The 25,535-nt window shown below is 68.9% G+C and carries 22 protein-coding genes; 11 read left to right on the plus strand and 11 right to left on the minus strand.

Annotation, left to right across the window (positions count from 1 at the left end):
* The first annotated feature begins 57 nt into the window (after positions 1 to 57).
* Positions 58 to 762, plus strand: coding sequence for a hypothetical protein (locus tag OYT95_RS06390; RefSeq protein WP_007295739.1), 705 nt, complete (start codon positions 58 to 60; stop codon positions 760 to 762).
* 140 nt (positions 763 to 902) lie between these two features.
* Positions 903 to 2,690 (plus strand): AMP-dependent synthetase/ligase, encoded by a 1,788-nt coding sequence (locus OYT95_RS06395; RefSeq protein WP_128639174.1) that lies wholly within the window; start codon positions 903 to 905, stop codon positions 2,688 to 2,690.
* A 51-nt stretch (positions 2,691 to 2,741) separates the two neighbouring features.
* On the opposite strand, the gene OYT95_RS06400 is transcribed toward OYT95_RS06395, so the two are convergent.
* Positions 2,742 to 3,365 (minus strand): alpha/beta hydrolase, encoded by a 624-nt coding sequence (locus OYT95_RS06400; RefSeq protein ID WP_268791003.1) that lies wholly within the window; start codon positions 3,363 to 3,365, stop codon positions 2,742 to 2,744.
* 78 nt (positions 3,366 to 3,443) lie between these two features.
* Between OYT95_RS06400 and OYT95_RS06405 the strand changes: the two genes are divergently transcribed.
* A complete protein-coding gene (locus OYT95_RS06405) occupies positions 3,444 to 6,911 on the plus strand; it encodes a TM0106 family RecB-like putative nuclease (protein WP_268791004.1) in 3,468 nt (1,155 codons plus the stop codon).
* Here the strand turns inward: OYT95_RS06405 and OYT95_RS06410 are convergent.
* The gene (locus OYT95_RS06410) at positions 6,896 to 8,095 is read right to left on the minus strand and encodes an amino acid deaminase/aldolase (protein WP_268791005.1); all 1,200 of its coding nucleotides are present in this window, start codon (positions 8,093 to 8,095) and stop codon (positions 6,896 to 6,898) included. The genes OYT95_RS06405 and OYT95_RS06410 overlap by 16 nt on opposite strands.
* A 60-nt stretch (positions 8,096 to 8,155) precedes the next feature.
* Positions 8,156 to 8,800, minus strand: a complete 645-nt coding sequence (locus OYT95_RS06415) for a TetR/AcrR family transcriptional regulator (protein ID WP_128639177.1) — start codon at positions 8,798 to 8,800, stop codon at positions 8,156 to 8,158.
* 101 nt (positions 8,801 to 8,901) lie between these two features.
* On the opposite strand from OYT95_RS06415, the gene OYT95_RS06420 reads away from it, so the two are divergent.
* Together OYT95_RS06420 and OYT95_RS06425 are read left to right on the plus strand one after the other, a co-directional pair.
* Entirely contained in the window at positions 8,902 to 10,218 is a 1,317-nt protein-coding gene (locus tag OYT95_RS06420; RefSeq protein ID WP_268791006.1) for a D-arabinono-1,4-lactone oxidase, read from the plus strand.
* Between the two features lie 10 nt (positions 10,219 to 10,228).
* On the plus strand, positions 10,229 to 11,593 hold the full coding sequence (locus tag OYT95_RS06425; protein ID WP_268791007.1) for an amidase family protein: 1,365 nt from the start codon (positions 10,229 to 10,231) through the stop codon (positions 11,591 to 11,593).
* Positions 11,594 to 11,620: 27 nt separating this feature from the next.
* Here OYT95_RS06425 and OYT95_RS06430 read toward each other — a convergent pair whose 3' ends face one another.
* The 3 genes from OYT95_RS06430 to OYT95_RS06440 form a co-directional block, all read right to left on the minus strand.
* Positions 11,621 to 12,586, minus strand: a complete 966-nt coding sequence (locus OYT95_RS06430) for an adenosine deaminase (protein WP_268791008.1) — start codon at positions 12,584 to 12,586, stop codon at positions 11,621 to 11,623.
* 26 nt (positions 12,587 to 12,612) lie between these two features.
* The gene (locus tag OYT95_RS06435) at positions 12,613 to 13,809 is read right to left on the minus strand and encodes a class I adenylate-forming enzyme family protein (protein ID WP_112302154.1); all 1,197 of its coding nucleotides are present in this window, start codon (positions 13,807 to 13,809) and stop codon (positions 12,613 to 12,615) included.
* A gap of 92 nt (positions 13,810 to 13,901) precedes the next feature.
* Complete coding sequence (locus OYT95_RS06440; RefSeq protein ID WP_037244441.1) at positions 13,902 to 14,708, minus strand: enoyl-CoA hydratase/isomerase family protein; 807 nt, start codon at positions 14,706 to 14,708, stop codon at positions 13,902 to 13,904.
* A gap of 40 nt (positions 14,709 to 14,748) precedes the next feature.
* Between OYT95_RS06440 and OYT95_RS06445 the strand changes: the two genes are divergently transcribed.
* Positions 14,749 to 16,113 carry an FAD-binding oxidoreductase gene (locus tag OYT95_RS06445; protein WP_268791009.1) on the plus strand — a complete coding sequence of 455 codons (1,365 nt, stop codon included), beginning with the start codon at positions 14,749 to 14,751 and terminating at the stop codon, positions 16,111 to 16,113.
* On the opposite strand, the gene OYT95_RS06450 is transcribed toward OYT95_RS06445, so the two are convergent.
* Both OYT95_RS06450 and OYT95_RS06455 read right to left on the minus strand, forming a co-directional pair.
* The gene (locus OYT95_RS06450) at positions 16,067 to 17,578 is read right to left on the minus strand and encodes an MFS transporter (protein ID WP_037244437.1); all 1,512 of its coding nucleotides are present in this window, start codon (positions 17,576 to 17,578) and stop codon (positions 16,067 to 16,069) included. The two genes, OYT95_RS06445 and OYT95_RS06450, sit on opposite strands and share 47 nt — an antisense overlap.
* A gap of 2 nt (positions 17,579 to 17,580) precedes the next feature.
* Positions 17,581 to 18,204 (minus strand): PadR family transcriptional regulator, encoded by a 624-nt coding sequence (locus OYT95_RS06455; RefSeq protein ID WP_037244989.1) that lies wholly within the window; start codon positions 18,202 to 18,204, stop codon positions 17,581 to 17,583.
* 70 nt (positions 18,205 to 18,274) lie between these two features.
* Between OYT95_RS06455 and OYT95_RS06460 the strand changes: the two genes are divergently transcribed.
* Both OYT95_RS06460 and OYT95_RS06465 read left to right on the plus strand, forming a co-directional pair.
* Positions 18,275 to 18,997 (plus strand): GNAT family N-acetyltransferase, encoded by a 723-nt coding sequence (locus OYT95_RS06460; protein ID WP_052033806.1) that lies wholly within the window; start codon positions 18,275 to 18,277, stop codon positions 18,995 to 18,997.
* A 30-nt stretch (positions 18,998 to 19,027) separates the two neighbouring features.
* Positions 19,028 to 20,065: a glutathione S-transferase family protein gene (locus tag OYT95_RS06465; protein WP_128639179.1), complete on the plus strand. Its 1,038-nt coding sequence runs from the start codon at positions 19,028 to 19,030 to the stop codon at positions 20,063 to 20,065.
* A 9-nt stretch (positions 20,066 to 20,074) separates the two neighbouring features.
* Here OYT95_RS06465 and OYT95_RS06470 read toward each other — a convergent pair whose 3' ends face one another.
* Both OYT95_RS06470 and OYT95_RS06475 read right to left on the minus strand, forming a co-directional pair.
* The gene (locus OYT95_RS06470; RefSeq protein ID WP_037244984.1) at positions 20,075 to 20,470 is read right to left on the minus strand and encodes a VOC family protein; all 396 of its coding nucleotides are present in this window, start codon (positions 20,468 to 20,470) and stop codon (positions 20,075 to 20,077) included.
* A gap of 4 nt (positions 20,471 to 20,474) precedes the next feature.
* Positions 20,475 to 21,329 (minus strand): AraC family transcriptional regulator, encoded by an 855-nt coding sequence (locus OYT95_RS06475; RefSeq protein WP_268791010.1) that lies wholly within the window; start codon positions 21,327 to 21,329, stop codon positions 20,475 to 20,477.
* Between the two features lie 99 nt (positions 21,330 to 21,428).
* Here OYT95_RS06475 and OYT95_RS06480 point away from each other — a divergent pair, with 99 nt between their 5' ends.
* Positions 21,429 to 22,115 carry a hypothetical protein gene (locus OYT95_RS06480; RefSeq protein WP_037244431.1) on the plus strand — a complete coding sequence of 229 codons (687 nt, stop codon included), beginning with the start codon at positions 21,429 to 21,431 and terminating at the stop codon, positions 22,113 to 22,115.
* A gap of 1 nt (position 22,116) precedes the next feature.
* On the opposite strand, the gene OYT95_RS06485 is transcribed toward OYT95_RS06480, so the two are convergent.
* Entirely contained in the window at positions 22,117 to 23,502 is a 1,386-nt protein-coding gene (locus OYT95_RS06485) for a glutamate decarboxylase (protein WP_268791011.1), read from the minus strand.
* Positions 23,503 to 23,630: 128 nt separating this feature from the next.
* Between OYT95_RS06485 and OYT95_RS06490 the strand changes: the two genes are divergently transcribed.
* Together OYT95_RS06490 and OYT95_RS06495 are read left to right on the plus strand one after the other, a co-directional pair.
* Entirely contained in the window at positions 23,631 to 24,743 is a 1,113-nt protein-coding gene (locus tag OYT95_RS06490; protein WP_268791012.1) for an ABC transporter ATP-binding protein, read from the plus strand.
* Positions 24,740 to 25,519, plus strand: coding sequence for an ABC transporter permease (locus tag OYT95_RS06495; protein ID WP_037244427.1), 780 nt, complete (start codon positions 24,740 to 24,742; stop codon positions 25,517 to 25,519). Before OYT95_RS06490 ends, OYT95_RS06495 begins: the two co-directional genes overlap by 4 nt.
* Positions 25,520 to 25,535: the final 16 nt, after the last annotated feature.

Here is a 25,535-nt window from a genome sequence, read left to right on the forward strand (position 1 = left end):
GGAGGCCCTGTCGATACACCGGACAGAGCACAGAACAGACTGCCTTTGGAGGATCTCGTGACCGTCTCTGCCGATACCGTCGAAACCGTCGTCACCGCCTGTCGCGACCGATTGGGCGACCCGTCCGGCTGGGTCACCTCCGACGCCTACCGGCACAGCCTCGCCCTCTGCATCATCGAATCGGTGCAGTCGAGCGCCGGGCACAGCGAGGTCGCCGTCGTGGACCGCTACCTGGCGTACCGGCGGGCGCACCCCGATCAGCCCCTCACCGACGGCGCCCGCGACCTACTCCGCACGTTCGAGGAGGCGGGCAGCTCGGATCAGTGGGCAGGAAAGGTCGGTTCGTACAAACGGCGGTACTCCGCGACCGGTGTGCCGATCGAGGCGCGTCACATCCAGCTGGCGGCGGAGCGACTACACCAGCTCCGGATCAACAGCATCGACGACCTTCTCGAGGCCGCCCGGGACGAAGCTGCCCTGGAGCAGATCCACGACGCGTGGATCGAGGTGTGCGGGGAGAGCAGCGACGTCACGTGGGCGCACTTCCTGATGCTCGCCGGGATCCCCGGGGTCCGGCCGAATCGGGTGGCGGACGTGTTCATCAGCGGCGCGCTCGGCATTTCGGAAGCCACCGACGACGGCCTCGCCGAGGAGATCCTCGAGGCGACGGCGACCGAACTCGGTGTCGATCCGGATCAGTTGAACTACGCGATCCGGCGCTGGCTGTCGGCGAACTCTCGCCGTTTGGAAGAGGCCGCCTGAGTTATCAGTTTACGCAGAGTTACACTTATCTCCGCTGGTCCAGATAAGAAATACACATAACGGACATCGACCCTGGTGCGAAACTGGGACAAATGTGATCGAATGCACATCCGTCATGTCGTTTCAGTGGAGGGGTCATAGTGCGTGAATTCTCGGTACCGCAGTCGTTCTCAATTCCGGAGGACGCCTCCATGGCGGACACGGTCTTCCGTCATGCCGAGGAAGACCCGAAGTTCGTTCCGTTCAAGCGCCCCGGCAACGGTGGGTGGGTAGACGTCACCGCCGCCGAGTTCGCGGAGCAGGTGTCCGCCGTCGCGAAGGGGCTCATCGCTTCCGGCGTCGAGCTCGGCGACCGCGTCGCGATCCTGTCGGCGACCAGGTACGAGTGGGTCGTCATCGACTACGCGATCTGGACGGCAGGCGGGTGCACCGTCGCCATCTACGAAACGTCCGCACCCGATCAGGCGAAGTGGATCCTCGAAGACTCCGGCACATCGCTGCTGGTCGTCGAGAACGCCAAGCAGGCCGACGCGCTGAAGGTCGTCACCGACGCCGCGCCGGACCTGCGTGAGGTCCTGCAGATCGAGGGCGGCGCGATCGACGAACTGTCAAAGCGCGGCGAAGGCGTCACCGACGAGCAGTTGCACGAGCGTCGTCACCAGGTGCGCGCGTCCTCCCCCGCCACCCTCATCTACACGTCGGGCACCACCGGCCGCCCCAAGGGCGTGCAGCTGACGCACTCCAACTTCTACGCGGAGTCCGCCGCCGTGAAGCTCGCGCTCAGCGACGCGATGTACGCGGGCAGGCGCACCCTGATGTTCCTACCCCTCGCGCACGTCTTCGCCCGCGCCATCTCCTTCGGCGCGTTCGACGCCAAGGTCACCGTCGCGCACACCGCCGACCTCACGACGCTGCTCGACCAGTTCGCCGCGTTCCAGCCGCACTTCATCCTGTCGGTGCCGCGCGTGTTCGAGAAGGTCTACAACTCCGCCAAGCAGAAGGCGTACGACGGCGGCAAGGGCAGCATCTTCGAGAAGGCGTCCGCCACCGCCATCGCGTACAGCGAGGCACAGGACAACGGCGGCGCCGGGCTCGGTCTCAAGCTCAAGCACGCCCTGTTCGACAAGCTCGTCTACTCGAAGCTGCGCACCGCCCTCGGCGGCGAGTGCGACCGCGCCGTCTCCGGCGGCGCCGCACTCGGTGCACGCCTCGGTCACTTCTTCCGCGGCATCGGCGTTCCGGTGTACGAGGGCTACGGCCTCACGGAGACGAGCGCCGCCATCTCCGTGAACACCACCCGCGCACAGAAGGTCGGCACCGTCGGCAAGCCGATCGACGGCCATGCCGCCAAGATCGGCGAGGACGGCGAACTGCTCCTGAAGGGTCCCGTCGTGTTCGGCGGTTACTGGCACAACGAGCAGGCCACCGCGGATTCGATCCGGGACGGCTGGTTCCACACCGGCGACCTCGGCTCGATCGACGAAGAGGGCTACATCTCGATCACCGGCCGCAAGAAGGAAATCATCGTCACCGCGGGCGGCAAGAACGTCGCGCCTGCGGTCCTCGAGGACGCACTCCGCGCGCACCCGCTGATCAGCCAGTGCCTCGTGGTCGGCGACGGCAAGCCGTTCATCGGCGCGCTCATCACCCTCGACTCCGAAACCCTCCCGGGCTGGAAGGAACGTCACGGGCTGGCCGCCGACACCCCGGTGTCCGAACTGGTGAAGAACCCCGACCTGGTCGCCGAGATCGACGAGGCGGTGGCCGAGGGCAACAAGAAGGTGTCCAACCCGGAGCGGATCAAGAAGTACCGCATCCTCGAAGTCGACTTCACGCAGGAGACCGGTGAGCTCACCCCCACGCTGAAGCTCAAGCGGAACGTCATCCACAAGGAGCACGGCGCGGCCATCGAGGCCATCTACGCGTAAGCGGCTCCGCCGCCCGTGAGTGTTCGGGGAGTGCAGAGACTCCTCGAACACTCACGGGTGCGCAGCGCCCAGGATGAAGTCGCGGACCACCGCGGTCACGGTGGCGTGGACCTTCTCGTGAAGCAGGTCGTGTCCGGCGTCGTCGAACTCCCGGAATTCGAGTCCTGCGATCCCCGCCGCCCAGTCCCGCACGGGGTCGATCGGTGCGATGCGGTCGTCGACACCGTGAACCGCGAGCAGCGGTATCCCGAGTGACCCCAGCGCGTCCGCCGTCTGCTGCACGGCGGCGGTCTTCGGTGTCCCGCACAGAATCGCGCACCGGAAACCGGGGTCACCGGACGCGAGAAGTTCCATCGAGACCGCGGCACCGAGCGAATGCCCCATGAGCACGAGCGGAACATCCGGCGCGTGCCTGCCTGCGAGGCCGGTGAGAAGCGCGGCGTCCTCCGCCAGGTCCGCCACGGATCCCGGATTGTCGCCTTCGGACAATCCGTGACCGGCCTGGTCGATTCCCCACACCCCGATTCCGGCGGGCGTCAGTCCGCGCGCGAACCGGTGGTAGTGACCCGTGTGCTGCCCCATGCCGTGGAGAAACACCAACTGGGCGACGGGACCTCCCACCGCGCTCCAGTGCCGGTAGTGGACTCGTCCGGAGTGGCCGTCGAAGAAAGGCATGGCTGCCATTCTGGGCCTGTCGCACCCCGATGGCACAATCGGCCGGGTGAACTCACCGGCAGAACTGGGGACGTAGCTGTGTTCCTCCTCGACGACACCATCGTCTACAGCGCCAGCGACCTCTCCGCGGCCGCCACCTGCGAGTTCGCGTTGCTACGCCGGTTGGACGCCACGCTCGGACTCGCCGGCGCCGGGTCCGCCGCCACGTCCGTCGACGACGATCCGATGCTGCGACGGACCTCGAGCCTGGGCGATGCTCACGAACACCGCCGGCTCGAGCAGTTCCGTGCCGAGTACGGCGACGGGGTGGTCACGATGGACCGTCCCGAGTACACCGCGGTGGGTCTGTTCGACGCGAACCTGGCCACCGTGGAGGCGATCCGCGGCGGCGCCGACGTGGTGTACCAGGGCACGTTCTTCGATGGCCGCTTCCTGGGTTTCTGCGATTTCCTCGTCCGCGACGGCGACACGTACGCCGTCTACGACACCAAACTGTCACGGCACGCGAAGGTGTCGGCCCTGCTCCAGCTCGCCGCGTACGCGGAAGCGCTGGCCGACAACGGGATCCCGACGTCCCCGGACGTCCACCTGCTGCTCGGCGACGACAGCGACTCGGCGCACTCGCTCGGCGACATCGTTCCCGTGTACTCCGCGCGACGGTCCTCGCTCGAACGAATTCTCGACGAGCACCGCGACGAGCAGTCCCTCGCGGAGTGGGGCGACCCCCGGTACACGGCGTGCGGCCGGTGCGACACGTGCACCCCGGAGGTGGAGCAGCACCGCGACCTCCTGCTCGTCGCCGGAATGCGCTCGACGCAGCGCAGCCGGCTGATCGCGGCCGGGATCGGCACCCTCGACGCCCTCGCCGCGCACGCGGGCAGTGTCGAGGGACTGCCCGAGCGCACCCTGGAATCGCTTCGCGCGCAGGCCGCCCTGCAGTTGCGGCAGGAGTCCTCGGGGACCCCCGAGTTCCAGGTGTACGCCCCGCAGGCTCTGGGCGGTCTGCCCGAACCGGACGACGGCGACATCTTCTTCGACTTCGAGGGCGACCCGCTCTGGGCCGAGAACGGTTCCACGGACTGGGGTCTCGAATACCTCTTCGGTGTGGTCGAGGGTCCCGCCGACGCCGCCGTGTTCCGGCCGTTCTGGGCACACGACCGCACCGAGGAGCGGCAGGCGCTCGTCGACTTCCTCGACTACGTGACCGCGCGTCGTCAGCAGTACCCGAACATGCACATCTACCACTACGCCGCGTACGAGAAGTCGGCACTGCTGCGGCTGGCGGGACGGCACGGCGTCGGCGAGGAGACCGTCGACACACTGCTGCGCGACAACGTCCTCGTCGATCTGTATCCGGTGGTGCGCGGGTGCCTGCGCATCGGCGAACGGTCCTACAGCATCAAGAAACTCGAACCGCTGTACATGCCGGAGCAACCGCGCGACGGCGACGTCACCAACGCCGCGGCGTCGGTGGTCGCGTACGCCGACTACTGCGATCACCGCGACAACGGCCGCGAGGACGAGGCGCGTGCGCTGCTGCAGGGCATCGCCGACTACAACGAGTACGACTGCGATTCCACGCTGCGGCTGCGCGACTGGCTGATCGGGCAGGCGGAGACGCACGGTGTCGCCCTCCGGCCGCCCGGCGACGGGCCCACCGCGGTCACCGAGGAGTGCACCCACGCGGAGGCGGCGTTGCGCGAGTTCGCCGGGTACGGGCCGAGCGAGCACCGGGGACACGACCAGCAGGCCGCCGCGCTCATGGCGGCGGCGGTCGGCTATCACCGCCGCGAGCGGAAACCGTTCTGGTGGGCGCATTTCGATCGGCTGGTCGTACCGCACGACGAATTGTCGGACATCCGGGACGTTCTGGTGGTGTCGTCCGCGGTCGTCGAGGAGAACTGGCACAAGAGCAGCCCGCGGCAGCGCAAGCTGCGCCGGCGCCTGCAGCTCACCGGCCGTTTCGGGACGGGGAGCACGGTGGGGCCCAAGACTACGATGTATGCGCTCTACGACACTCCCGCACCCGAGGCGGTCGCGGGCGACAATCCGCAGCAGCGGGGAACGTGCACGGTCAACGTTCTCGACGTCGGGAAGGACGGCCGGCGCCGCGACGTGGTGATCGTCGAGGAACTTCTCAGCGGCGAGGAGTACGTGCAACTTCCGACGGCGATCACGCCCGGTCCCCCGATCACGACCAACCGAATCGAATCGTCCATCGCGGTGGCGGCGGACTCCATGTGCTCACCGCTGCCGGAACTCCCGCTGTGCGCGTCGGTGGACATTCTCCGTCGGTCCGACCCTCGCACCCGGAGCGGACATCCGCTACCACCCGTCGACGGCACGGACTACGCGGGCGCGATCACCGCGGCCCTGCTCGACCTCGAAGACTCGTACGTCGCGGTGCAGGGGCCTCCCGGCACCGGCAAGACGTACACCGGGGCCCGGGTGATCAAGGCGCTCGTCGAGCAGCACCACTGGCGGATCGGCGTGGTCGCACAGTCGCATTCGGTGATCGAGAACATGCTCGGCGGCGTCGTGAAGGCCGGGCTCCCCGCCGAGCTCGTCGCAAAGAAGGACGGGCGGCATCGCGCCGCGACATGGACCGACATCAGCTCCAACGACTACCCCGGCTTCATCGACCAGGCCGAGGAAACGGGCTGCGTGATCGGCGGGACCGCCTGGGATTTCGCAAACACCGACCGCGTGCCGCCCGGCAGCCTCGATCTGCTGGTCATCGACGAGGCCGGGCAGTTCGCTCTCGCCAATACCATCGCGGTGGGCGGTGCGGCACGCAATCTCCTGCTGCTCGGCGACCCCCAGCAGCTTCCGCAGGTCAGCCAGGGCACCCATCCGGAACCGGTGGACGCGTCGGCACTCGGGTGGCTCGCCGAGGGGCACGGGGCGCTGCCCGCGAGCCGGGGTTATTTCCTCGAACGCACGTGGCGGATGCACCCGGAACTGTGCGCACCCGTGTCGACACTGTCCTACGACGGCAAGCTGCGTTCGCAGGAATCGGCGAGTGCCGCACGCCGACTCGACGGCATGGAACCGGGTGTGCACACCGTCTTCGTCGACCACCAGGGCAACGCCACCCAATCCCCCGAGGAATCGCGGGAGGTGGTCAACCGGATCACGAAGCTGCTCGGTTCCGGCTGGACCGACCCCAGCGAGTTCGAGGGCACCCGCCCACTCGACGAGTCCGACATCCTGGTGGTGGCGCCGTACAACGCGCAGGTCGGGTTGATCGAACGCGATCTGGCCGCGGTCGGCCTCGACAAGGTCGAGGTGGGCACGGTCGACAAGTTCCAGGGGCGGGAGGCGGCCGTCGCCATCGTGTCGATGACCGCGTCCGCGATCGAGGACGTGCCGCGCGGCATGTCGTTCCTGCTGTCGCGGAACCGGATGAACGTCGCGGTATCCCGCGGTAAGTGGGCTGCGATCATCATCCGGTCGGAATCGTTGACGCAGTACATGCCGAGCACCCCGGAGGGTCTGACCGAGCTGGGTGCCTTCATGCGGCTCACCGGTCAGCCGAAGCACTGACCTTCGCCGCGGTAAGTGGGCACCACGGTGCGGGAGCCGTCCGACTCGACGAGGTGCACGTCGGTGAACCGCTCGCACAACTCGCCGGCCTTCGCGTGCCGGAACCACACCCGGTCGCCGATGCCGAGATCCGTTGCCGCCTTTCCGGTCACCGGGGTCTGGACCTCCCCGGCGCCCTCGTTGCGCAGGAGCTTCAGCCGCGGCGGCCACACCGGCTTGGGCACGCGAGCGCCCCCGGCGGGACCGGAGGCGATGTAGCCGCCGCCGAACAGCGTCGCGATGCCGGGACTCGGCCGCCGGACCGTCGACAGGGCGAAGTACAGCGACGGGTGCGGACGGAACGCGCGGTATCCGTCGAACAGCGTCGGGACGTACAGACCGGAACCGGCCGTCACCTCCGTCACGACCGGGTCCGCGGAGCTCACCTCGAGCGAGCCGGTGCCCCCGCTGTTGACGATCTCGAGCACCCCGACCTCCGACTGCACGGCGTTCACCACGGCACCGCGACGGGTCGCGAGTTCTTTCGCGGATGCCCGCTTCATCCAGCCGATCGGCGGACTGGAGTCGGGCAGACCCGCGATCTGCGCTTCGTAGAACATGACGCCGACGACGGCGAACCCCCGCCCCGCGGCACGCTTCGCGAACGCGGCGACGGCGGACGGTTCGCGCAGCGGGGAACGGCGGACCCCTATGTGGACGGGCCCGAGCCGCAGCGAGGCGTCCACGTCGATGCACAGCCGGGCCCGGAGCGACGTGGTGCCTGCCGCGGCGAGAACGAAGTCGAGGTGGTCGTCGCTGTCGACCATCAACGTGATCCGGTTCAGCAGTTCGGGATCGGCCGCGAGTTCGGCGAGGGCGCCGCGGTCGGCCGTCGGGTAGCCCATGAGGACGTCGTCCGCGCCGCGGCGGGCGAGCCAGATCGCCTCGCGCAGCGAATACGCCATGATCCCGCGGAACCCGCCGGCCCCGGTGAGATTCTCCCCGAGGGCGACCTGGAGTACCGCGCGGCAGCGAACGGATTTGCTGGCGACGCGGACGGGGATGCCGCCCGCGCGCAGCACCAGGTCGGCGGCGTTGGCGCGCAGCGTGGTCAGGTCGAGCGCGGCCAACGGCGGGTCGACCTCGGTTGTCGAGGCGATGAGACGGTCGAGCGTGGGCGTCACAGTTCGTCCAATCTTGTCCATCGGTCTGCGACGCCAGTCAACCACCGAGTTGGACGATTGTCCAGATCAAATCGGACCCGCTCAGGCCCGCTCGACCGCCTTCGACGCGATCACGTGCACCATGTCGTCCAGCGCCGCGATCATCGCCTCGCTGTCGCGGTCCACCAGCCACCGCAGCACGAGCCCGTCCAGGATGGCCAGCCCGAATCGCGCGATCGCCTCGACCGGGGTGGCCCAGCCGACTTCGGCGATGCGGGCGCACTCGGCGAGGAACTCGATCGCCTCCTCGTCCATGGTCCGGTATTGCTGACCGGCGATGTCGCCGGCCCGCTCGCTCCCGGAGGCCCGGTGCCGCAACGCCTGCGCGGTGATCTCGTACGTCAGCAACTGGCGGTCCGGGGTGGCCTCGATGATCGGCCACATTCCGCTGATCCCGATGTGGAGGAGCTCGCGCAGACCGTCGATCCCACGGAGATCCGGCGCGTGCCGCACCTGACCGAACGCCAGCCGCATCGACGCGCTGAGCTGCAGAACAAGACTCTCACCCATCGCCGCGAGGAGCTCCTCCTTGCTCTCGAAGCAGTAGTGCACCACACCGAGCGAGACGCCCGCCTCCTCCGCCACGGCACGCACCGTGACCGACGCGACGCCGCGCTGCTCCGCGATGGCCAGTGCCGACTCGACGAGTTGGGCACGACGTTCATCCGCAGGAAGCCTGTTCAGCATCCTCTGATCGTAGAACCTGCGAGGGCCTCGCCCGTGACCAACACGGACGCCCGACCAACCCGCCATTTGCCTGGACGAGCGTCCAGGTTCATGATGGGCGAATGGCACAGGACACATGGCGCAACTGGGCGGGCACCGAGACGGCGAACCCGCTGCGCTTCGCGACTCCGCGCTCGGTAGAGGAGCTCAGCGCGCTCGTCTGCGGTGCCGCGGAGCACGGGCAGCGGGTCAAGGCCGTGGGGTCGGGCCACTCCTTCACCGGGGTCGCCGTCACCGACGGGATCCTCGTCAGCCTCGACGCCCTCACCGGGATCGAATCCGTCACCCTCGACGAACCGGCGGGCGCCCTCGTCACCGTCCTCGCCGGCACGCGGCTGCACGACCTGAGCGAGCAACTCTGGCACCGTGGCCTGGCGATGATCAACCTCGGCGACATCGACGTGCAGTCCATCGCGGGTGCGCTGTCCACCGGAACACACGGCACCGGAGCGCGTTTCGGAGGTCTCGCCACTCAGGTCCGCGCCCTGCAGGTGGTGCTGGCGGACGGCTCGGTGGCCGACTGCTCCCCCACCGAGAACCCCGAACTGTTCGAGGCGGCACGCCTGGGGCTCGGCGCCGTGGGCATCATCTCGAAGGTCACGATCCAGTGCGTGCCGAACTATGTGATGCACGCCGTCGAGAAGCCCGAGTCACTGGACGCCACCCTCGACCGGCTCGACCACGACCGCACCACGATCGACCACTTCGAGTTCTACTGGTTTCCCCACACCCGCCGCGTCCTGACGAAACGCAACACCCGGCTACCCGGTGACACCCCGGCCTCTCCACTCCACCCGGTGCGCGCCTACGTCGACGACGAACTGCTCGCCAACGTCCTGTTCGAGGGCATCAACAGGGTCGCAGGCCTCGCGCCGACGGCGATCCCGAAGATCAATCGGCTGTCGTCGCGCATGCTGAGCGCACGCGAGTTCACCGACCGCAGCTACCGCGTCTTCGCGTCGGAGCGCCGGGTCAAGTTCCGGGAGATGGAATACGCGGTTCCCACCGAGGCCCTCCCCGAGACTCTCGCGGCGATCGATTCGTGGGTGGAGAAATCCAGTTTCACGGTCGCGTTCCCCGTCGAGGTCCGCTTCGCCGCGGGCGACGACGTGTGGCTGTCGACGGCGAACGGCCGGGACACGGCGTACATCGCGGTGCACCAGTACCATCGCCGCGATCACGAGCCGTACTTCTCCGCGGTCGAGGCCATCGCCCGGGGAGTGGACGGGCGACCGCACTGGGGCAAGCTGCACGGCCGCACCGCCGACGACTTGCGGCCCGCGTATCCGAACTTCGACGAGTTCGTCGCCGTGCGCGACAAGTACGACCCCGAGCGAATGTTCGGCAACGCGTACCTCCAGCAGGTCCTCGGTCGCTAACGTGGGCTAGGTGGCCCCCAGTCGATCTTTCGACCGTCGCGACTTCCTTCGCGCCGCGAGTGCGTCCGGGGCGGCGGCGCTCGGTGCCGTGATGCTCGGCGCGTGCGGGGAACGCCTGCACGATCCGGAGGTTCCACCGCTTCCCGACGGCCTGTCCGTTCCGGGTGGCGGAGCGGTGTCCGAAACCGTGCCGGTCGACAAGGCGACGTGGCGCGTGCAGGGGGATCCGCTGGTCGCGCCGACCGGTGACGGGCCACTCGCCGGCATGCGACTCGCAGTCACCGACCTGTATGCCGTTGCGGGACAGCAGATCGGTGCGGGCAGCGGACGGCGGCTCGCCGAGGCGCCTGTCGAGACGGGGACCGCCGCAGTGGTGGCGCGCCTCCTCGGTCAGGGCGCCCGCGTCGTGGGCCTGGCGCAGACCGACGACCTCGGGTACGGGCATTCCGGCATCAACCAGCAATTCGGCACACCGCCCAACCCCCGCGCCGAGGATTGCCTGCCCGGCGGCGCGACGTCGGGCGCCGCGAGCGCGGTCGCGCAGGGTTCCGCCGACATCGGATTGGGTATCGACACCACCGGTTCCGTCCGCATCCCCGCCTCGTATCAGGGCCTGTACGGCTTCGCGCCGTCCCGGGGCGCCGTCTCCACCGACGGGCTGTTCCCGCTGTCGCCCACATTCGACACCCCGGCGTGGGTCTGCGGCGACCTCGACACCCTCGTCGCGGTCTCCGGCGCGCTTCTCCCGCTCACGGCGGAGACCCCGTTCCGTAGCGCGCTCACCTCGGACGGCATCAACGCCGTCGCCGAGGCGGGGGCGCTCGGTGCGGTGCGGCGCGCCCTCACCGCGTGGGAGAAGAGTTCCCTCCCCCGGCTGACGTGGACCGACACGGACATCGGCCGGCTTCCCGACTGGTACGACGCCGTCGTCGCCGTGCAGGGTTACGAGGCGTGGCGGCTGCACGGCGACTGGGTGAGCGGGGCGATGACGTCGCTCGGCGACGAACCCGGCCGCAATTTCGCCGACGCGAGCCGCATCTGGGAATCCACGTACGGCCGGAAGCTGATCAAGCTCGGCGAGGCGTCGCAGACGATCACCGCGTACGTGGGCGACAGCCTGCTCCTGCTCCCGGCGACCTCGTCCACGGCCCCCGAGCGGACGAGCTACCCGAGCGGTGACCGGTTCCGGAACACGATGCGCGCCACCGGCATGCTCACGTGCCTCGCGACCATCTCCGGCCTGCCCAACGCGACCGTGCCGTTGCGCACCGACGACGGAGTTCCCGTCGGCCTCTGCCTGGTCGGCCCGTACGGCCGCGACCGCGACGTCCTGGCCGTCGTCGCGAGCCTCGGCGACACGGGGCTGATCGACTGACCGCCGGAAGGGCCAGCCGCGAAACCGTCAGCCCCGGAGCAGTTGTGCCTTGCGCGCGTCGCTCGCGAACGACGCCTTGATCGAGTTGCGCGCGAGGGTTTCGCGCTCGGCATCCGTGAGGCCGAGCTGATCCCGCAGCTGGGCGAAGTTGTCGTCGACGTACCCGCCGAAGTACGCGGGGTCGTCGGAGTTCACGGTGACGAGCAGACCCGCCTCCAGCATGGTCCGCAGCGGGTGCTCGGACAGCGAGTCGACGACGCACAGTCGCACGTTCGACAGCGGGCACACCGTCAGCGGCACTTCCTCGTCCACCAGACGCGCCACGAGCGCCGGGTCCTCGAGCGCCCGCACCCCGTGGTCGATGCGCTCGGCGCCGAGGAGGTCGAGCGCCTGCCAGATGTACTCCGGCGGGCCTTCCTCCCCTGCGTGGGCGACCACGTGCAGCCCCTCCGACCGGGCGCGGGCGAACACGTCCTCGAACAGCGACGGCGGGTTTCCCACCTCGGCCGAGTCCAACCCGAGCCCGACGATCGGCGTCTGCAATCGGATGATCTCCGAGAACACGTCCTCCGCCTCGTGCACGGGACGGTCTCGCAGGATCGCGGCGATCGCGGCACTGCTGAGGCCGAACTCCCGCTCACTGGTTGCCACCGCGTCCATGATCCCGTCGAGCACCTCGTGCAGCGGGACACCACGATTGACGTGGGCCTGCGGGTTGAAGAAGAACTCCACGTGCGCGACACCGCCCGCCGACGCCCGCGCGAAATAGGCACGGGTGAGGTCCGCGAAATCCTGCGCCGTCCGCAGCACCTGCATGTTGGCGAAGTACAGGTCGAGAAACGATTGCAGATCGATGAACTCGTACCGCGATCGGAGATCGTCGAGGTCCGCGTACGGCAGCTGCACGGAATTCCGTTCGGCCAGCGCGAAGATCAGCTCGGGTTCGAGGGAACCCTCGATGTGCATGTGCAGCTCGGCGACGGGAGAGCTCACGGGTGGATACCTGCCTTTCGCACCACCTAGGCAGCGGTGTCGCGGTCGACGATACGGACGAAGCCGTCGCCGTCGATATTCGCGGTGTCGCCGGTGTGAAACCAGCCACCCGTGAAGGTCTTCGCGGTGACCTCGGGCCGATTCCAGTAGCCGCGACTGACTCCCGGACCGCGACACAGCAATTCGCCGACACCGCGGCCGGCGTCGGGGCCGAGGAGGGCCACCTCCATCCCGCCGAAGGCGACCCCCACGCTGCCCGCGTGTGTCAGAGCGCACTCGTCGGGTAGCGCCAGGCCCGCCCCGCACGTCTCGGTCATCCCCCACCCGAGGAAGTGCCTGGCCGCAGGAAACGTCCGCCGGAGGAGTTGCGACTGCTCCAGGGACAGGCCGGAACCGCTGTAGTCGATCCAGCGCACCGCCCGCCGGCCGAAACTCGTCACCCGCGAGTTCTCCACGGCCCGCAGGAGGACGGCAGGCGCCGCGGTGAGCACGTCGGCGCCGGTGCCGCGCCACGACGCCGCGTCGGTGCTCCCGGTCAACAGGACCGTTCCGCCCACCACCAGCGTCGAGAGCAATTCGACGAGCGAACCCACGGTGTGCAGTTCGGGTTCGACGAGCAGATTCCGCAGTCCCTCGGAGCTGAACCCGCGCGCGTGGAGCACGGATTCGATGGTCGAGAGGACGTTCTCGTTGCTCAGCTCCACGCCCTTCGGGGACTCCGACGGTCCGGGCGTGTACGACAGCAGCACCAGCTCGTCGGGGCTCGCGCCGTCGTCGATGAACGAGATTCCTTCCGGCAGTTCGCCGTCGAGGATCAGCACCGACTCGCTGTCGGCGAGCACCTCGCCGGTCCGCGCGTCGTCGAGTGCCGGGCTCACCCCGACCGGAACGCCGCCGGCGAGCAACACCCCGAGGAAGGCCTCGACCCAGCGGACCCCCATGGGCTGCCGGACGGCGACCCGGTCGCCGATCTCGACGCCCTTCGACTTCAGCCCGCCGGCCACCCGCGCCGCGGACGTCCACAGTTGCGAGAACGTGAGCGACCGGCCACCGTCCTCCTCGACGGCGACCCGGCCCGCGTAGCGGTGTACCGAAATGTCGAGCAGCTCGGTGAGCGACGGGTTGAGCCCGCCGTACCGGAGCAGGCCGTCGCGACCACGGACCACCCGGTCGTCGTGGAAGAAGGGACCACTACTCGGGTACTCGACGAGGGACGACGGCATCTGCACCTCCGCTGACGACACTGCTGCGCGACCGGGACGTTGCCACGACTATATGACGCCCGTCACAGTTGCGGGGAGCGGATCGCCGACGCCTACTGTCCGCGGTACGTCGCCTTGCCCGGTCCGACGTCGAGGAAGCTGCGGACCGCACCCCGGAGGTCTTCGGTCTCGAACAGCGCACCCGACACGTCGGGCGTGATCGAGTCGGCGTGCGCGATTCCGCCCGACCGCCACGCGGAGATGATCTGCTTCGTGGCGTCGTGTGCGCGCGTCGGCCCGTCCGCCAGGCGTGCGACGAGGGCGCGGGCCTCCGCGTCGACGTCCTCGTGGACGGCGTTGACCACACCCCAGTCGCGCAGCGTCGCGGCGTCGTACAGGTCGCCGGTCATCACCAGCTCCCGGGCGCGGCCGGACCCCGCCCGCTCGGCCAGCCGCTGCGGACCGCCCATCGACGGGGTCAGCCCCACCACGGTCTCGACCAGTCCGAACTTCGCCTTCGGTGCGGCGAGGATGATGTCGCAGGCGAGCGCGATCTCGAAGGCCGCGGTCAGCGTCAGTCCGTGCGCCGAGTACACGACGGGGCACGGCAGCGCCTCGAGCGGATGGCAGATCTCGGCGAACAGCTCCTGCCACAGATCCGCGCCCTGTTCCGCGGTGAGCCCGTCGAACACGTGGACGTCCACCCCCGCGGAGACGACCTTGCCCTCGGCACGCAGCAGCACCGCGCGCGGCGGATTCTCGGCGAGCGCCGCGACGTCGGCCTGCACGGCGTCGAACATCGCCTGATCGAAGAGGTTCAGCGCGCCGTGGGCGAACGTCAGGATCGCGATCTCGGCGCCGGCGTCGGTACGGACACGCTCGAGTCGGGTGGGATGCGCCGCAGCGGCAGGCTCAGTCATGCCGCCAGACTGCCACACGCGTTCCGCCTACGATCGGGGTGTGGACTCGCTGCGCGCGGCGCTGGCCGACGTCGTCGGAGAACGGTTCGTGACCGTGGACGCGGACGTGCTCGCAGCCCGCGCCACCGACCACACGGGACGCTACAGCGGGCGGGCGAGCGCACTCGCCCGGCCCGCGGATGCCGCGGAAGTCTCGGCCGTGCTGGGCATCTGCCGCCGAGCGGGTGTGAAGGTCACCGTGCAGGGTGGCCGGACCGGACTCGAAGCGGGCACGGTTCCCGAGTACGACGACGTGCTGCTGTCGACGGAACGGCTGACCGCGGTCGGCGCCGTCGACCGCGAGAACCTGCGTGTCACCGTCGGCGCCGGGGTCACCCTCGCGACGCTCCGGCACGCCGCGTCCGACGCGGGACTGCTGTTCGGCGTCGACATCGCCTCCCGCGATACCGCGACGATCGGCGGCATGGTGTCGACCAATGCCGGTGGGCTGCACACCGTGCGGTACGGCCACATGTCCGCGCAGGTGCTGGGCCTGGAGGTGGTGCTCCCCGACGGGGCGATCGTGCGGCGCAGCATGCGGGTGGGCGCCGAGAACTGCGGATACGACCTGCCCGCGCTGTGGGTCGGCAGCGAGGGCACTCTCGGCGTGGTCACGACCGTCGATCTCGCGCTCCGCCCCGTATCGGAGTTCCGCGTGACGGCCCTCGCCGGCTTCACACAACTGCCCGGGTTGATCGACGCGGCTCGCGTCGTCCGGCGGCTCGAGGGGGTGGACGCCGTGGAGATGCTCGACGGCCGCGGGCTCGAATTGGCCTCCTCGCGGCTGGGTTTCGCAGTTCCCACGGGTCTACCGTGGTATCTCCTCGTGGAGCTGGCCGGCCGCCGCGACCTCACCGACGAGCTGGCGGAGGCGCTTGAGCAGTGCGCTCCCGACGACGAACCCGCCGTCGGGATCGATCCCGCAGGCCGCGCCCGGGTGTGGTCGGCGCGGGACGCGTTCGCGGACGTGGTCGGACTGTTCGGACCCCCGCTGAAGTTCGACGCCGCCCTCCCGCTGGACACCCTCGCCGCATTCGTCGCCGACGCGGTCGCAATGGTGACGAGCCGGGCACCCGACGCGATCCCGGTGTTCTTCGGGCACGTCGCCGACGGCAACGTCCACCTCAACGTGCTGCGCTGCCCCGACGAGTCCGTGCTGTACCGGCCGGTCACGGAACTGATCCGCGATCACGGCGGCAACATCGCCTCCGAGCACGGCGTCGGCGCACACAAGCGCAACTATCTGGACCTCGCCCTCATCCGCGAGGACATCACCGCGATGTGGACGATCAAGCAGGCGTTCGATCCCGCGGACTACCTCAACCCTGCAGTGATGTTTCCCGACTGGCTGCGTCGCCCGCACTGACTCCGGGCTTCTTCTCGCGCAACGGTCGCGCGAAGCACACCGAGGCGACGAACCCGACAAGCAGGACGGCGGCGGGCAGCCAGATCGACTGCGACATCGCCGTCGCGAACGGTTCCTTCACGAACTCGGGCATCTCCCCCACACCGGCCTCCTGGCTGTCGGCGTTCAGTCCCTGAGCGGACAGGCGGGCCGTGATGAGTGCGCCGATCGCGGCGCTGCCGAGCACGGCGCCGACCTGGCGGGTGGTGTTGTAGACGCCTGCTCCGGCGCCCGCCTGATGGGGTGGAAGGTTGTGCGTGGCCGTGGCGGCGAGCGGCGACCAGATACACGCGTTGGCGAGGCCGATCAGTCCGATGGGCAGCAGCAGCTTCCAGATCGCCACGTCGGGTGACATGACCATGGACAGCCAGCCGAGTGCGATCGAGAACAGCAGGAATCCGGCGCCCGCGATGTACCGCGGGTGGGTGCGGTCCACGAGCTTGCCGATGAACGGAGCGAACACGCCGGTGAGGACGGCCATGGGCACGAGCAGCAGGGCCGACCGTGTGGGCGACAGACCCCGCACCGCCTGCGTGTAGAACATCAGCGGCAGGACCATCGCGGTGATCGCAAATCCCATCGAGGTGATCGCCACGTTGGCGAGCGAGAAGTTGCGGTCCTTGAACAGGCCCAGCGGCAGGAGCGGCTCGTTCTTGTTCCAGGACTGGTACCAGACGAAGACACCGAGCAGGACGAGGCCGGCGCCGATCGATGCCAGCACGGTCGCCGACCAGTCGTAGGAGCTGCCTTCCTGGATTCCGAACACGAGGAAGAACATGCCGAGCGCACTGAGGACCACCCCGGGGATGTCGAACTTGTGCTCGTGGGTCTCGAGCGACGGCACCAGTCGCCAGGCCAGCACGAACGCGATCACGCCGACGGGGACGTTGACGATGAAGATCCACTCCCAGCCGAGATTGTCCACCAGCACACCGCCCGCGAGCGGTCCCACCAGGGTGGCGACCCCGGCGACGGCGCCCCACAGACCCATCGCGGTGCCGCGGCGGTCCGGCGGGAACGTGCGGGTGATGACGGCCATCGTCTGCGGCGTCATCAGTGCGGCGCCCAGTCCTTGGAAGACCCGGGCGACGATGAGCATGGTGATGGTGCCGGACAGTCCGCACCACAGCGACGCCCCGGTGAACAGGACGAGCCCGATCAGGTAGATGTTCTTGGGCCCGAACCGATCACCGAGGCGACCGGTGACCAGCAGCGGCACCGCGTACGCCAGCAGGTACGCGCTGGTGACCCAGACGACCTTGTTGATGTCGGTGTGCAGGTCGTTCATGATCGCCGGGTTGGCCACCGCGACGATGGTGCTGTCGACGAGGATCATGAAGAAGCCGATGACGAGGGCCCACAGCGCCGGCCAGGGATTTCGGTGCTCGGGTGGCGACGTGGGTGGTGCGGTGCGCTCGGTGTCCATCATCAATCCTTTGCTGAACCGGATGGGATCCGGCGTGAGTGTGTGAGTCGTTCGAGAAGTTCCGGCGAAAGCCACGGGAGGGCTCCGGAGTCGATATCGGCCACCAGGGCGCTGAGCCATTCGTGCTCCGCGCGGGCGACGGTGACGAGAAATTCGTTGCCGAGGAGGAAGATCCTGGGGGTCTCGGTGGAACAGGCGAGGGCGGCGGCGGTCTCGAGTTCGTCGATCTCGCGGGTGAGGTGATCGAGCCGTTCCCGGAGCAGTTCCACAACGGTGGGTGCGTCGACGTTGTGCGCCTCCGCCAGCGCGAGGGGAAACTGCGGGTACTCGTGCACCGGGGTGGCGAGCATGTCGCTCACCCGTTGGGCGAGCGCTTCCCGGCCCGCATCCGTGACCTCGTACATGGTGCGTTCGGGCCGGTTTCCCGCCCGGTCGGTACCGGTGGTGCGCACCAGTCCTTCACCTTCGAGCCTGCTCACGGTGTGGTACAGCGACCCCGGCCGGATCTTCACGACGCGTCCACGCCGGGCGGCGGCGAGTTGGTACATCTCGTACGGATGCATCGTCCGCTCACACAGCAGACCGAGGATGGTGACACCGAGCGGCGTGAGTGCCACGGTCACCACCTCCACTACTCCAAGTCGAATACTCCACGTGGAATATACCGTCCGGGCCGACGGGGAACAAGCGGTTACCGTGGGTCCCGTGGACTCCCATCACCTCGACATCATTCGACTCGCCTGGTCACGCGAACTGGGATTGCCCGACGACGCACTGTCCACCCGGCCGGACGCCGACGACCGCGCGGTCCGGGTGGACGACGACACGGACACGATCCGATTCCTGCGCCTGGGCGAGACGTCCGCGCTCGTCGGCCCGCGGTGGGCGATCGAGCGTGCCGACGGGCACACATCGGAGGAACTGACCGAATCCGCGACCCTGCTCGCCCTCACCCAGGATCGGTCCGGACGGTGCGCCGGTCCCGTGGTGCTCGCGTTCGGCACCGACTACCAGGAACCCGCGACCGGGCAGCCACCGCTCGTCTCCCACGAACACGACCACGTCCGGCAGGTCGAGGAGGCGTGTCCCCCGGACGACGTCACCGAGGCCCATCTGGGTGACCGCGACCGATGGTTCACGATTCTCGACGACGCGGAGCAACCGGTCAGCTCCGCCGGGTACGCCGAGTTCCAGGGTTTCCTCGCCGATGTCGGTGTCCTGACCGCTCCGGCGTTCCGGCGCCGGGGGCTGGGCGCCGCGGTCGCCGGGATCGCCACCGACGACGCGCTCGACAGCGGCCTGATCGCCCAATGCCGTTCACCCCGCGACAATCTGGCCTCGCGCGCGCTCGCTGCCCGAGCCGGGTACCGGGAACTGGGAACGTACGCCGCGGTCACGATCTCCCGAAGTACGCTCTGAGAGACATCGAAAGACGGGGACGAGTCGACCATGACAGACCGAACGGCAGAACCGCACAGCACGGAAGGCGCCTACGTCGAATCCGGCGCCGAGTTCACGCGCGACACCCACTACATCCCCACCCGCATCACGGCCGACGGCCGTGACGGCTATCCGGTCGAACCGGGCCGCTACCGCCTCGTCGCCGCCCGGGCGTGCCCGTGGGCCAACCGCGCGATCATCGTCCGGCGACTGCTCGGACTCGAGGACGTGTTGTCGATGGGGCTGTGCGGCCCCACCCACGACAAGCGCAGCTGGACTTTCGATCTCGATCCGGACGGGCTCGACCCCGTGCTGAAGATCCCGCGCCTGCAGGACGCGTACTTCGCACGTTTCCCGGACTACCCCCGCGGCATCACCGTGCCCGCGATCGTCGACGTCCCCACCGGGCAGGTGGTCACCAACGACTACCCGCAGATCACCCTCGATCTGTCCTCGGAATGGACGCGATACCACCGCGAGGGCGCGCCCGACCTCTACCCCGAGCCGCTGCGCGACGAGATCGACGAGGTCGCCGATCTCGTGTTCCGCGACGTCAACAACGGGGTGTACCGGTGCGGCTTCGCCGGATCCCAGGAGGCGTACGAATCCGCGTACGACCGCCTGTTCGCCCGCCTCGACTGGCTCGAGGACCGTCTGACCGACCGCAGGTTCCTCGTCGGCGACACGATCACCGAGGCCGACGTGCGGCTGTTCACCACCCTGGCCCGGTTCGACGCGGTCTATCACGGACACTTCAAGTGCAATCGGAACAAACTCGACGAGATGCCCGTGCTGTGGAGCTACGCCCGCGATCTCTTCCAGACCCCCGGGTTCGGCGACACCATCGACTTCACCCAGATCAAGCAGCACTACTACATCGTGCACACCGACATCAATCCCACCCGGATCGTGCCGAAGGGTCCCGACCTGTCCGGCTGGCTCGAGCCGCACGGGCGTGAACAACTCGGCGGCAGGCCGTTCGGGGACGGCACGCCGCCACCTCCGCCGAGGCCCGGCGAGGAGGTCCCGGCCGGGCACGGGGCGTGATCGGGCGGTCTACGCGCCGGTGTAGGTGCCGAAACTCCAGAACACACCCTCGGGGTCGCGGCAGGTGAAGCCGCGCGATCCGTAGTCCTCGTCCCGCAGTCCGCGGACGATCGTGGCACCGGCGGCCACGGCGCGCTCGTGGAGCGCGTCGGGGTCGTCGACGACGAGGTACACCGAGCCCGTCCCCGGCGGCAGGTCGCTGATGACCGAGTCCTCGCTGGGCGAACCGAGCATGATCCCGCCGCCCTTCGGCCAGCCGAGTTCTGCGTGATCGACCCGGTCGCCCTCGCCGTACACCGCGTTCTCGGCGAACCCGAAGGCGTCGACGAGGAAGCGAATCGCGGCGCGCGCGTCGCGGTAGACGAGCGTGGGCCATACACATGTGGTGTGCGTCGAAGTAGTCATGTCCTCACTCTGCACCATCGTCGTGGTAGGGGTCTTGGACGAATGAGAACGGGTCGATCTCGCGCCACCGCGACGGTGCGACGCCCGCGAGGTCGCGCCAGTCCCGCGCCATGTGGGCCTGGTCGTAGTACCCGCACACCACGGACACGTCGGCGAGCGTCGGCCCGGCGGCACCCTTGAGCATCCGGTGCGAACGATGAAAACGGGACAACCGCACCACGTCCTTGGGCGTCACGCCGTACTCCGCGACGAACTTGTTCACCAGATGCCTTCGGCTCCAGCCGACCTCGCGCGCGACCTCGCCGACCCGGATACCGCCGTCGGCGACGAGCAGATGCCAGGCGCGGGTGAGGTGCGGGTCGATCTCCGCCGGCTCCGCGCGGCGCGTCAGGACCTCGTCGAGGATCGCGAACCGCTCGTCCCAGCCGGGTTCGAGCGACAGCCGTTCGGTCAGTCCCCCCGCGTCGGGACCGAGCAGTTCCTCGAGTCCGACGACCCAGGCGCCGAGGGCGGCGGTGGGCACCCCCAGCAGCGCCCGGGCGCCGAGGGGACTGAGCGCCAGGTGGACGCCGTGCTGATTGCCGTCGTGCCGGATCGTTACCGGCGCCGTCGCGATGCCGCTGGCCAGAGTGTCGAAACGACCGGGCGCCTGCTCGGGCGTCGCCTGGGCGGCGATGTCGAGCGGCTCGTCGATCGTCACGATCACCGTGAGGCACGGCGACGGCAGACCGAGGTGGATCCCGGGCTCGAATCCGGCCAGCCGGTAGCCGTCGTATCCCGTGACCAGCGCGCGCAACGGTTCCGCCGGGCGCCGGAAGGCCCCGGACGACACCGCGGTATCGCTGTCTGCGACGCTCACGAAACCAGCCTAGGCAACGGCGCCGACACCGGCCACAGCGTTCACTCACCTACAGTCGGTGCCAGCACACTCGAAGCACACGGCGAGACGGGAGCCCCGATGGCTGGCAATGGTGGACCGGTGGAGAAGGTACTGGTCTCGGTCCTCGACAACGGAAGCCGTCTCCAGGCTCCCGCGGTGGCCAAGTACGTCGAATGGGTCCGGCGCTCGCACCCCGGTGAGTCGCCCGCACAGATCGTCGAGCGGATGGAGAAGATGTTCCTGCTGGCCGTGACGGGCAGCGGCAGCGCAGTCGGGGCCACCGCCGCCATTCCCGGGGTCGGGACCGTCGCGTCCATCGCCGCGGTGGGCGCCGAATCGGCGTTCTTCCTGGAAGCGGCGGCGCTGCTCACTCTCGCGGTCGCGTCGGTGCACGGCATCTCCGCCGCCGACCACCAGCAGCGGCGTGCGCTGGTCCTGTCGGTGGCGCTCGGCGAATCGGGCATGGAGATCGTCCAGAAGGCGACGGGCGTGACGGCGAAGAACTGGGCGAGCGCCATCACGAGCCGCATCCCCGGCCCCACCATGAAGGGCATGAACAGCACCCTGGTCCGCAAGTTCATCACCAAGTACGCCGCCCGCCGCAGCGCGCTGATCCTCGGCAAACTCGTGCCCGCAGGCATCGGCGCGGCCATCGGCGGCGCAGGCAACCGGGCCATCGGCAAGGGCGTCGTCAAGAACGCGCGCGAAGCGTTCGGGCCCGCCCCGGCCCGCTGGCCGGACGAACTCCGCGCGATCGAAGCGTGACCTAGTGGGCGAAGTGCTGTTCCGTCGAACGCCCGCCACCCTTCTCGCGGAGTTCGGCGCACACTTCCTCGATCGCCTCGGCGACGAGGGATCCGAGATCGGCGCTGAAGCCCTCGCGTACGACGATGCGCAGGACCGCCACGTCCTCCGCATCGGCGGGCATCGTGTAGGCGGGCACCTGCCACCCCCGCGCCCGCAATTCGTGTGACACGTCGAAGACCGTGAACCCGGGGTCGCCGACGAGTTCGAACGCCACCACCGGAATGTCGGTGCCGTCCGTGATCAGGGTGAAGCCGTCGATCTCGGCGATGCGTCTGCCCACGCGAACTGCGGTGTCGCGCAGCGTCTCCATGATCGACCGGTAGCCGGCCCGCCCGAGTCGCAGGAAGTTGTAGTACTGCCCCACCACCTGATTGCCGGGCCGCGAGAAGTTCAGGGTGAACGTCGGCATGTCGCCGCCCAGGTAGTTGACCCGGAACACCAGCCCCTCGGGAAGATGCTCACGGTCACGCCACACCACGAACCCGATCCCCGGATACGTCAACCCGTACTTGTGACCACTCACGTTGATCGAGGCCACGCGCGGAACCCGGAAGTCCCACAACAACTCCGGTTGCAGGAAGGGAACGACGAAGCCACCGCTCGCCGCGTCCACGTGGATCGGGACGTCCGGGCCGCCGGACGCGGCGAGTTCGTCGAGAGCGTCCGCGATCGCGGACACCGGCTCGAGCTCCCCCGTATAGGTGGTGCCCACGATCACGACCGCTCCGATCGTGTTCTCGTCGACCGCCTCCCGCACCTGCTCCGGCGTGATGACGTAGCGGCCCTTCTCCATCGGCAGGTACTTCGGCTCCACGTCGAAGTAGCGGCAGAACTTCTCCCACACCACCTGGACGTTGCTGCCGAGTACCAGATTCGGTCGCGCAGTGTCCTTCCCGGCCGCCTCCCGCTTCGCCCGCCACAGCCACTTGAGCGCGAGACCACCGAGCATGACCGCCTCGCTCGAACCGATCGTCGAGACGCCGGTGGCGCTGGACGGGTCGGTGGTCGACAGGTCGGGAGCGTGGAACAGATCGGCCACCATCGACACGCAGCGGGACTCGATCGCCGCGGTCGCGGGATACTCGTCCTTGTCGATCATGTTCTTGTCGAACGTCTCGGCCATCAGTTTGTCGGCCTCGGGATCCATCCACGTAGTGACGAACGTGGCCAGATTCAGCCGCGAACTGCCGTCGAGCATCAACTCGTCGTGGATGAACCGATAGGCGGCCTCGGGATCGGTTTCCTCGTCCGGCAGCCGCAGCGCCGGAAACGGATCGATCGAGAGGCGCCCCGTGTACGCGGGGGAAATGACGTCGCGATGGTGATGGTGGTGGTGCTTGCTCATGTGCGTCCCCAATCAAGTGGTTTCAGCATGCGCCGTCGCAGACGCCCTGTACGTCAGTTGGTGAATCTCGGCACGGCAGCCCAGTAGGGTCGAAACAGTTCCATTCGATTGTGGCAGGGGAGGACGGGTTGACCACAGCAATCCCGGGAAGTTTCACGGCGCCGATCGAGGTGCGGGGGCTGTCGAAGCGTTTCAAGAACGTGGACGCGGTCACGGACCTCAGCTTCACCGTGCCGCAGGGATCGATCACCGGATTCCTCGGGCCCAACGGGTCGGGTAAAACCACGACATTGCGGATGATCCTCGGTCTCGTGAAGCCGACGGCCGGCACCTCCACGGTCGCCGGTGTCCCGATCCGCCTCCTCGTCGACCCCGCGCGCACGGTCGGTGCCGTCCTGGACTCGCAGAGCCTGCACCCCAACCGGACGGCACTCGACCACCTGAAGGTGTACGCGTCCGCGATCCGTGTACCGGACGCACGCGCACAACAGGTGCTCGCGCTCGTCGGGCTCGAGGACGTAGCCGGGCGCAAGGCGGGCGGCTTCTCACTCGGCATGCGTCAGCGGCTGTCGCTGGCGACGGCGCTGCTGGGTGATCCGCGCATCCTGATCCTCGACGAACCGGCCAACGGACTCGACCCCGAGGGCATCGCCTGGCTCCGCGAGTTCCTCAAGGGCTTCGCCGCATCCGGCCGGACCGTGCTGATCTCGAGCCACATCCTCCGCGAAGTGGAGCAGACCGTCGACAATCTCGTGATCGTCAGCCGCGGGTCCCTCGTCTATCAGGGACGGATGGAGGAGCTGCGCAAGTCGCAGCAGAGCCGGCTGCTCGTCGCGTCCTCGAGCCCGCCCGCGCTGGCGACCGCCCTGGCCGCCAGGGGCATCGTCGATGCCCGGTCGCTCGCGGACGGGCGCCTCGCCGTCGTCGGCGCGTCCCTCGAACTCGTCGAGTCCGTCGCCGCCGAAGCCGGGGTCACGATTTTCGGCGCCGTCGGTGATCACATCGACCTCGAGCAACTCTTCCTGTCGATGACCGCAGGCCAGTACGTGGCCGGAGCGAGCGCCGCGGCGCCCGCGGGGTACGGCCCACCGCCGGCGTACGCGCCCCAGCCCGGGTACGCACCTCCCGGGTACGCCCCGCAGCCGGGTTACGGTCCGCCTCCCGGGTACGCCCCGCCACCGGGCTACGGTCCACCACCCGCACACCCCCAGCACGGTCCGATGTCCGGAGGTCCGCGATGACAGCGCTGCTCACCGCGGAATTCCGCAAGGTCACCACACTGCGGTTCTGGTGGATGCTCGGTCTCGCACCGCTGATCGTCGGGATGTTCTCGAGCGCGATCACCCTGCCGGTGATGCGTGCGTTCACCGACGCGTTCGAGGCCGATCCGAGCGAGGCCAACCTCGCCGCCACCCTGTTCGGCCTGGCGGTCGCGGTTGCCCTCGTCGTCCTGTTCGCCGCACTCTTCGGGGCGGTGAACGTGGGCACGGAATTCCGGTACAAGACGCTCACCACCACCTTCCTCACCGCTCGCGGCCGGGACGGGGTGATCGGCACCAAGCTCGCCGTCACCGCGGCCTTCGGCTTCTTCTACTGCCTCGTGGTGGAGGTGGTCAGCGTCGCCCTGCTGCTGACGTTCGGCGGTGACACCTTCGAACTGCGCGGATCCCTGTTCGCCATGCTCGGGGCGGCCCTGATCTGCGGGGCGCTGTGGGCGCTCATCGGCGGCGGCGTGTCGATGCTCACCGGCTCGTCCGTCGGAAGCTGCATCGCCCTCGTGGTCTGGTACACCCTCGGCGAGATGATCCTCCGGTCGATCCTCAGCGGGATCGGCATCGGCTCCGTCGGAAGTGTCCTCCCCGTGTCCGCCACCCTCGGGACGGTCGCGAACGCGGCCGCGGGCAACGAGATCGACTGGCTGACGCTCTGGCCCACCGCGCCCCTCGCCCTGATCGTGTGGACCGCGGTCTTCGTCGGTGGCGGCTGGGCGCTCACCCGGCAGCGCGACATCACCTGACACCGCGCCGGGTGCC

Source organism: Rhodococcus sp. JS3073 (assembly GCF_026810085.1).
Taxonomy (GTDB): domain Bacteria; phylum Actinomycetota; class Actinomycetes; order Mycobacteriales; family Mycobacteriaceae; genus Rhodococcus_F; species Rhodococcus_F wratislaviensis.

Coding starts and splice junctions, on each gene's coding strand:
- OYT95_RS06400 (WP_268791003.1), bottom strand. CDS start 3,365: ATGCCTTTCTTCGACGGCCACTCCGGACGAGTCCACTACCGGCACTGG.
- OYT95_RS06410 (WP_268791005.1), bottom strand. CDS start 8,095: ATGGACAAGATTGGACGAACTGTGACGCCCACGCTCGACCGTCTCATC.
- OYT95_RS06415 (WP_128639177.1), bottom strand. CDS start 8,800: ATGCTGAACAGGCTTCCTGCGGATGAACGTCGTGCCCAACTCGTCGAG.
- OYT95_RS06420 (WP_268791006.1), top strand. CDS start 8,902: ATGGCACAGGACACATGGCGCAACTGGGCGGGCACCGAGACGGCGAAC.
- OYT95_RS06435 (WP_112302154.1), bottom strand. CDS start 13,809: ATGCCGTCGTCCCTCGTCGAGTACCCGAGTAGTGGTCCCTTCTTCCAC.
- OYT95_RS06440 (WP_037244441.1), bottom strand. CDS start 14,708: ATGACTGAGCCTGCCGCTGCGGCGCATCCCACCCGACTCGAGCGTGTC.
- OYT95_RS06450 (WP_037244437.1), bottom strand. CDS start 17,578: ATGGACACCGAGCGCACCGCACCACCCACGTCGCCACCCGAGCACCGA.
- OYT95_RS06465 (WP_128639179.1), top strand. CDS start 19,028: ATGACAGACCGAACGGCAGAACCGCACAGCACGGAAGGCGCCTACGTC.
- OYT95_RS06470 (WP_037244984.1), bottom strand. CDS start 20,470: ATGACTACTTCGACGCACACCACATGTGTATGGCCCACGCTCGTCTAC.
- OYT95_RS06480 (WP_037244431.1), top strand. CDS start 21,429: ATGGCTGGCAATGGTGGACCGGTGGAGAAGGTACTGGTCTCGGTCCTC.
- OYT95_RS06485 (WP_268791011.1), bottom strand. CDS start 23,502: ATGAGCAAGCACCACCACCATCACCATCGCGACGTCATTTCCCCCGCG.
- OYT95_RS06495 (WP_037244427.1), top strand. CDS start 24,740: ATGACAGCGCTGCTCACCGCGGAATTCCGCAAGGTCACCACACTGCGG.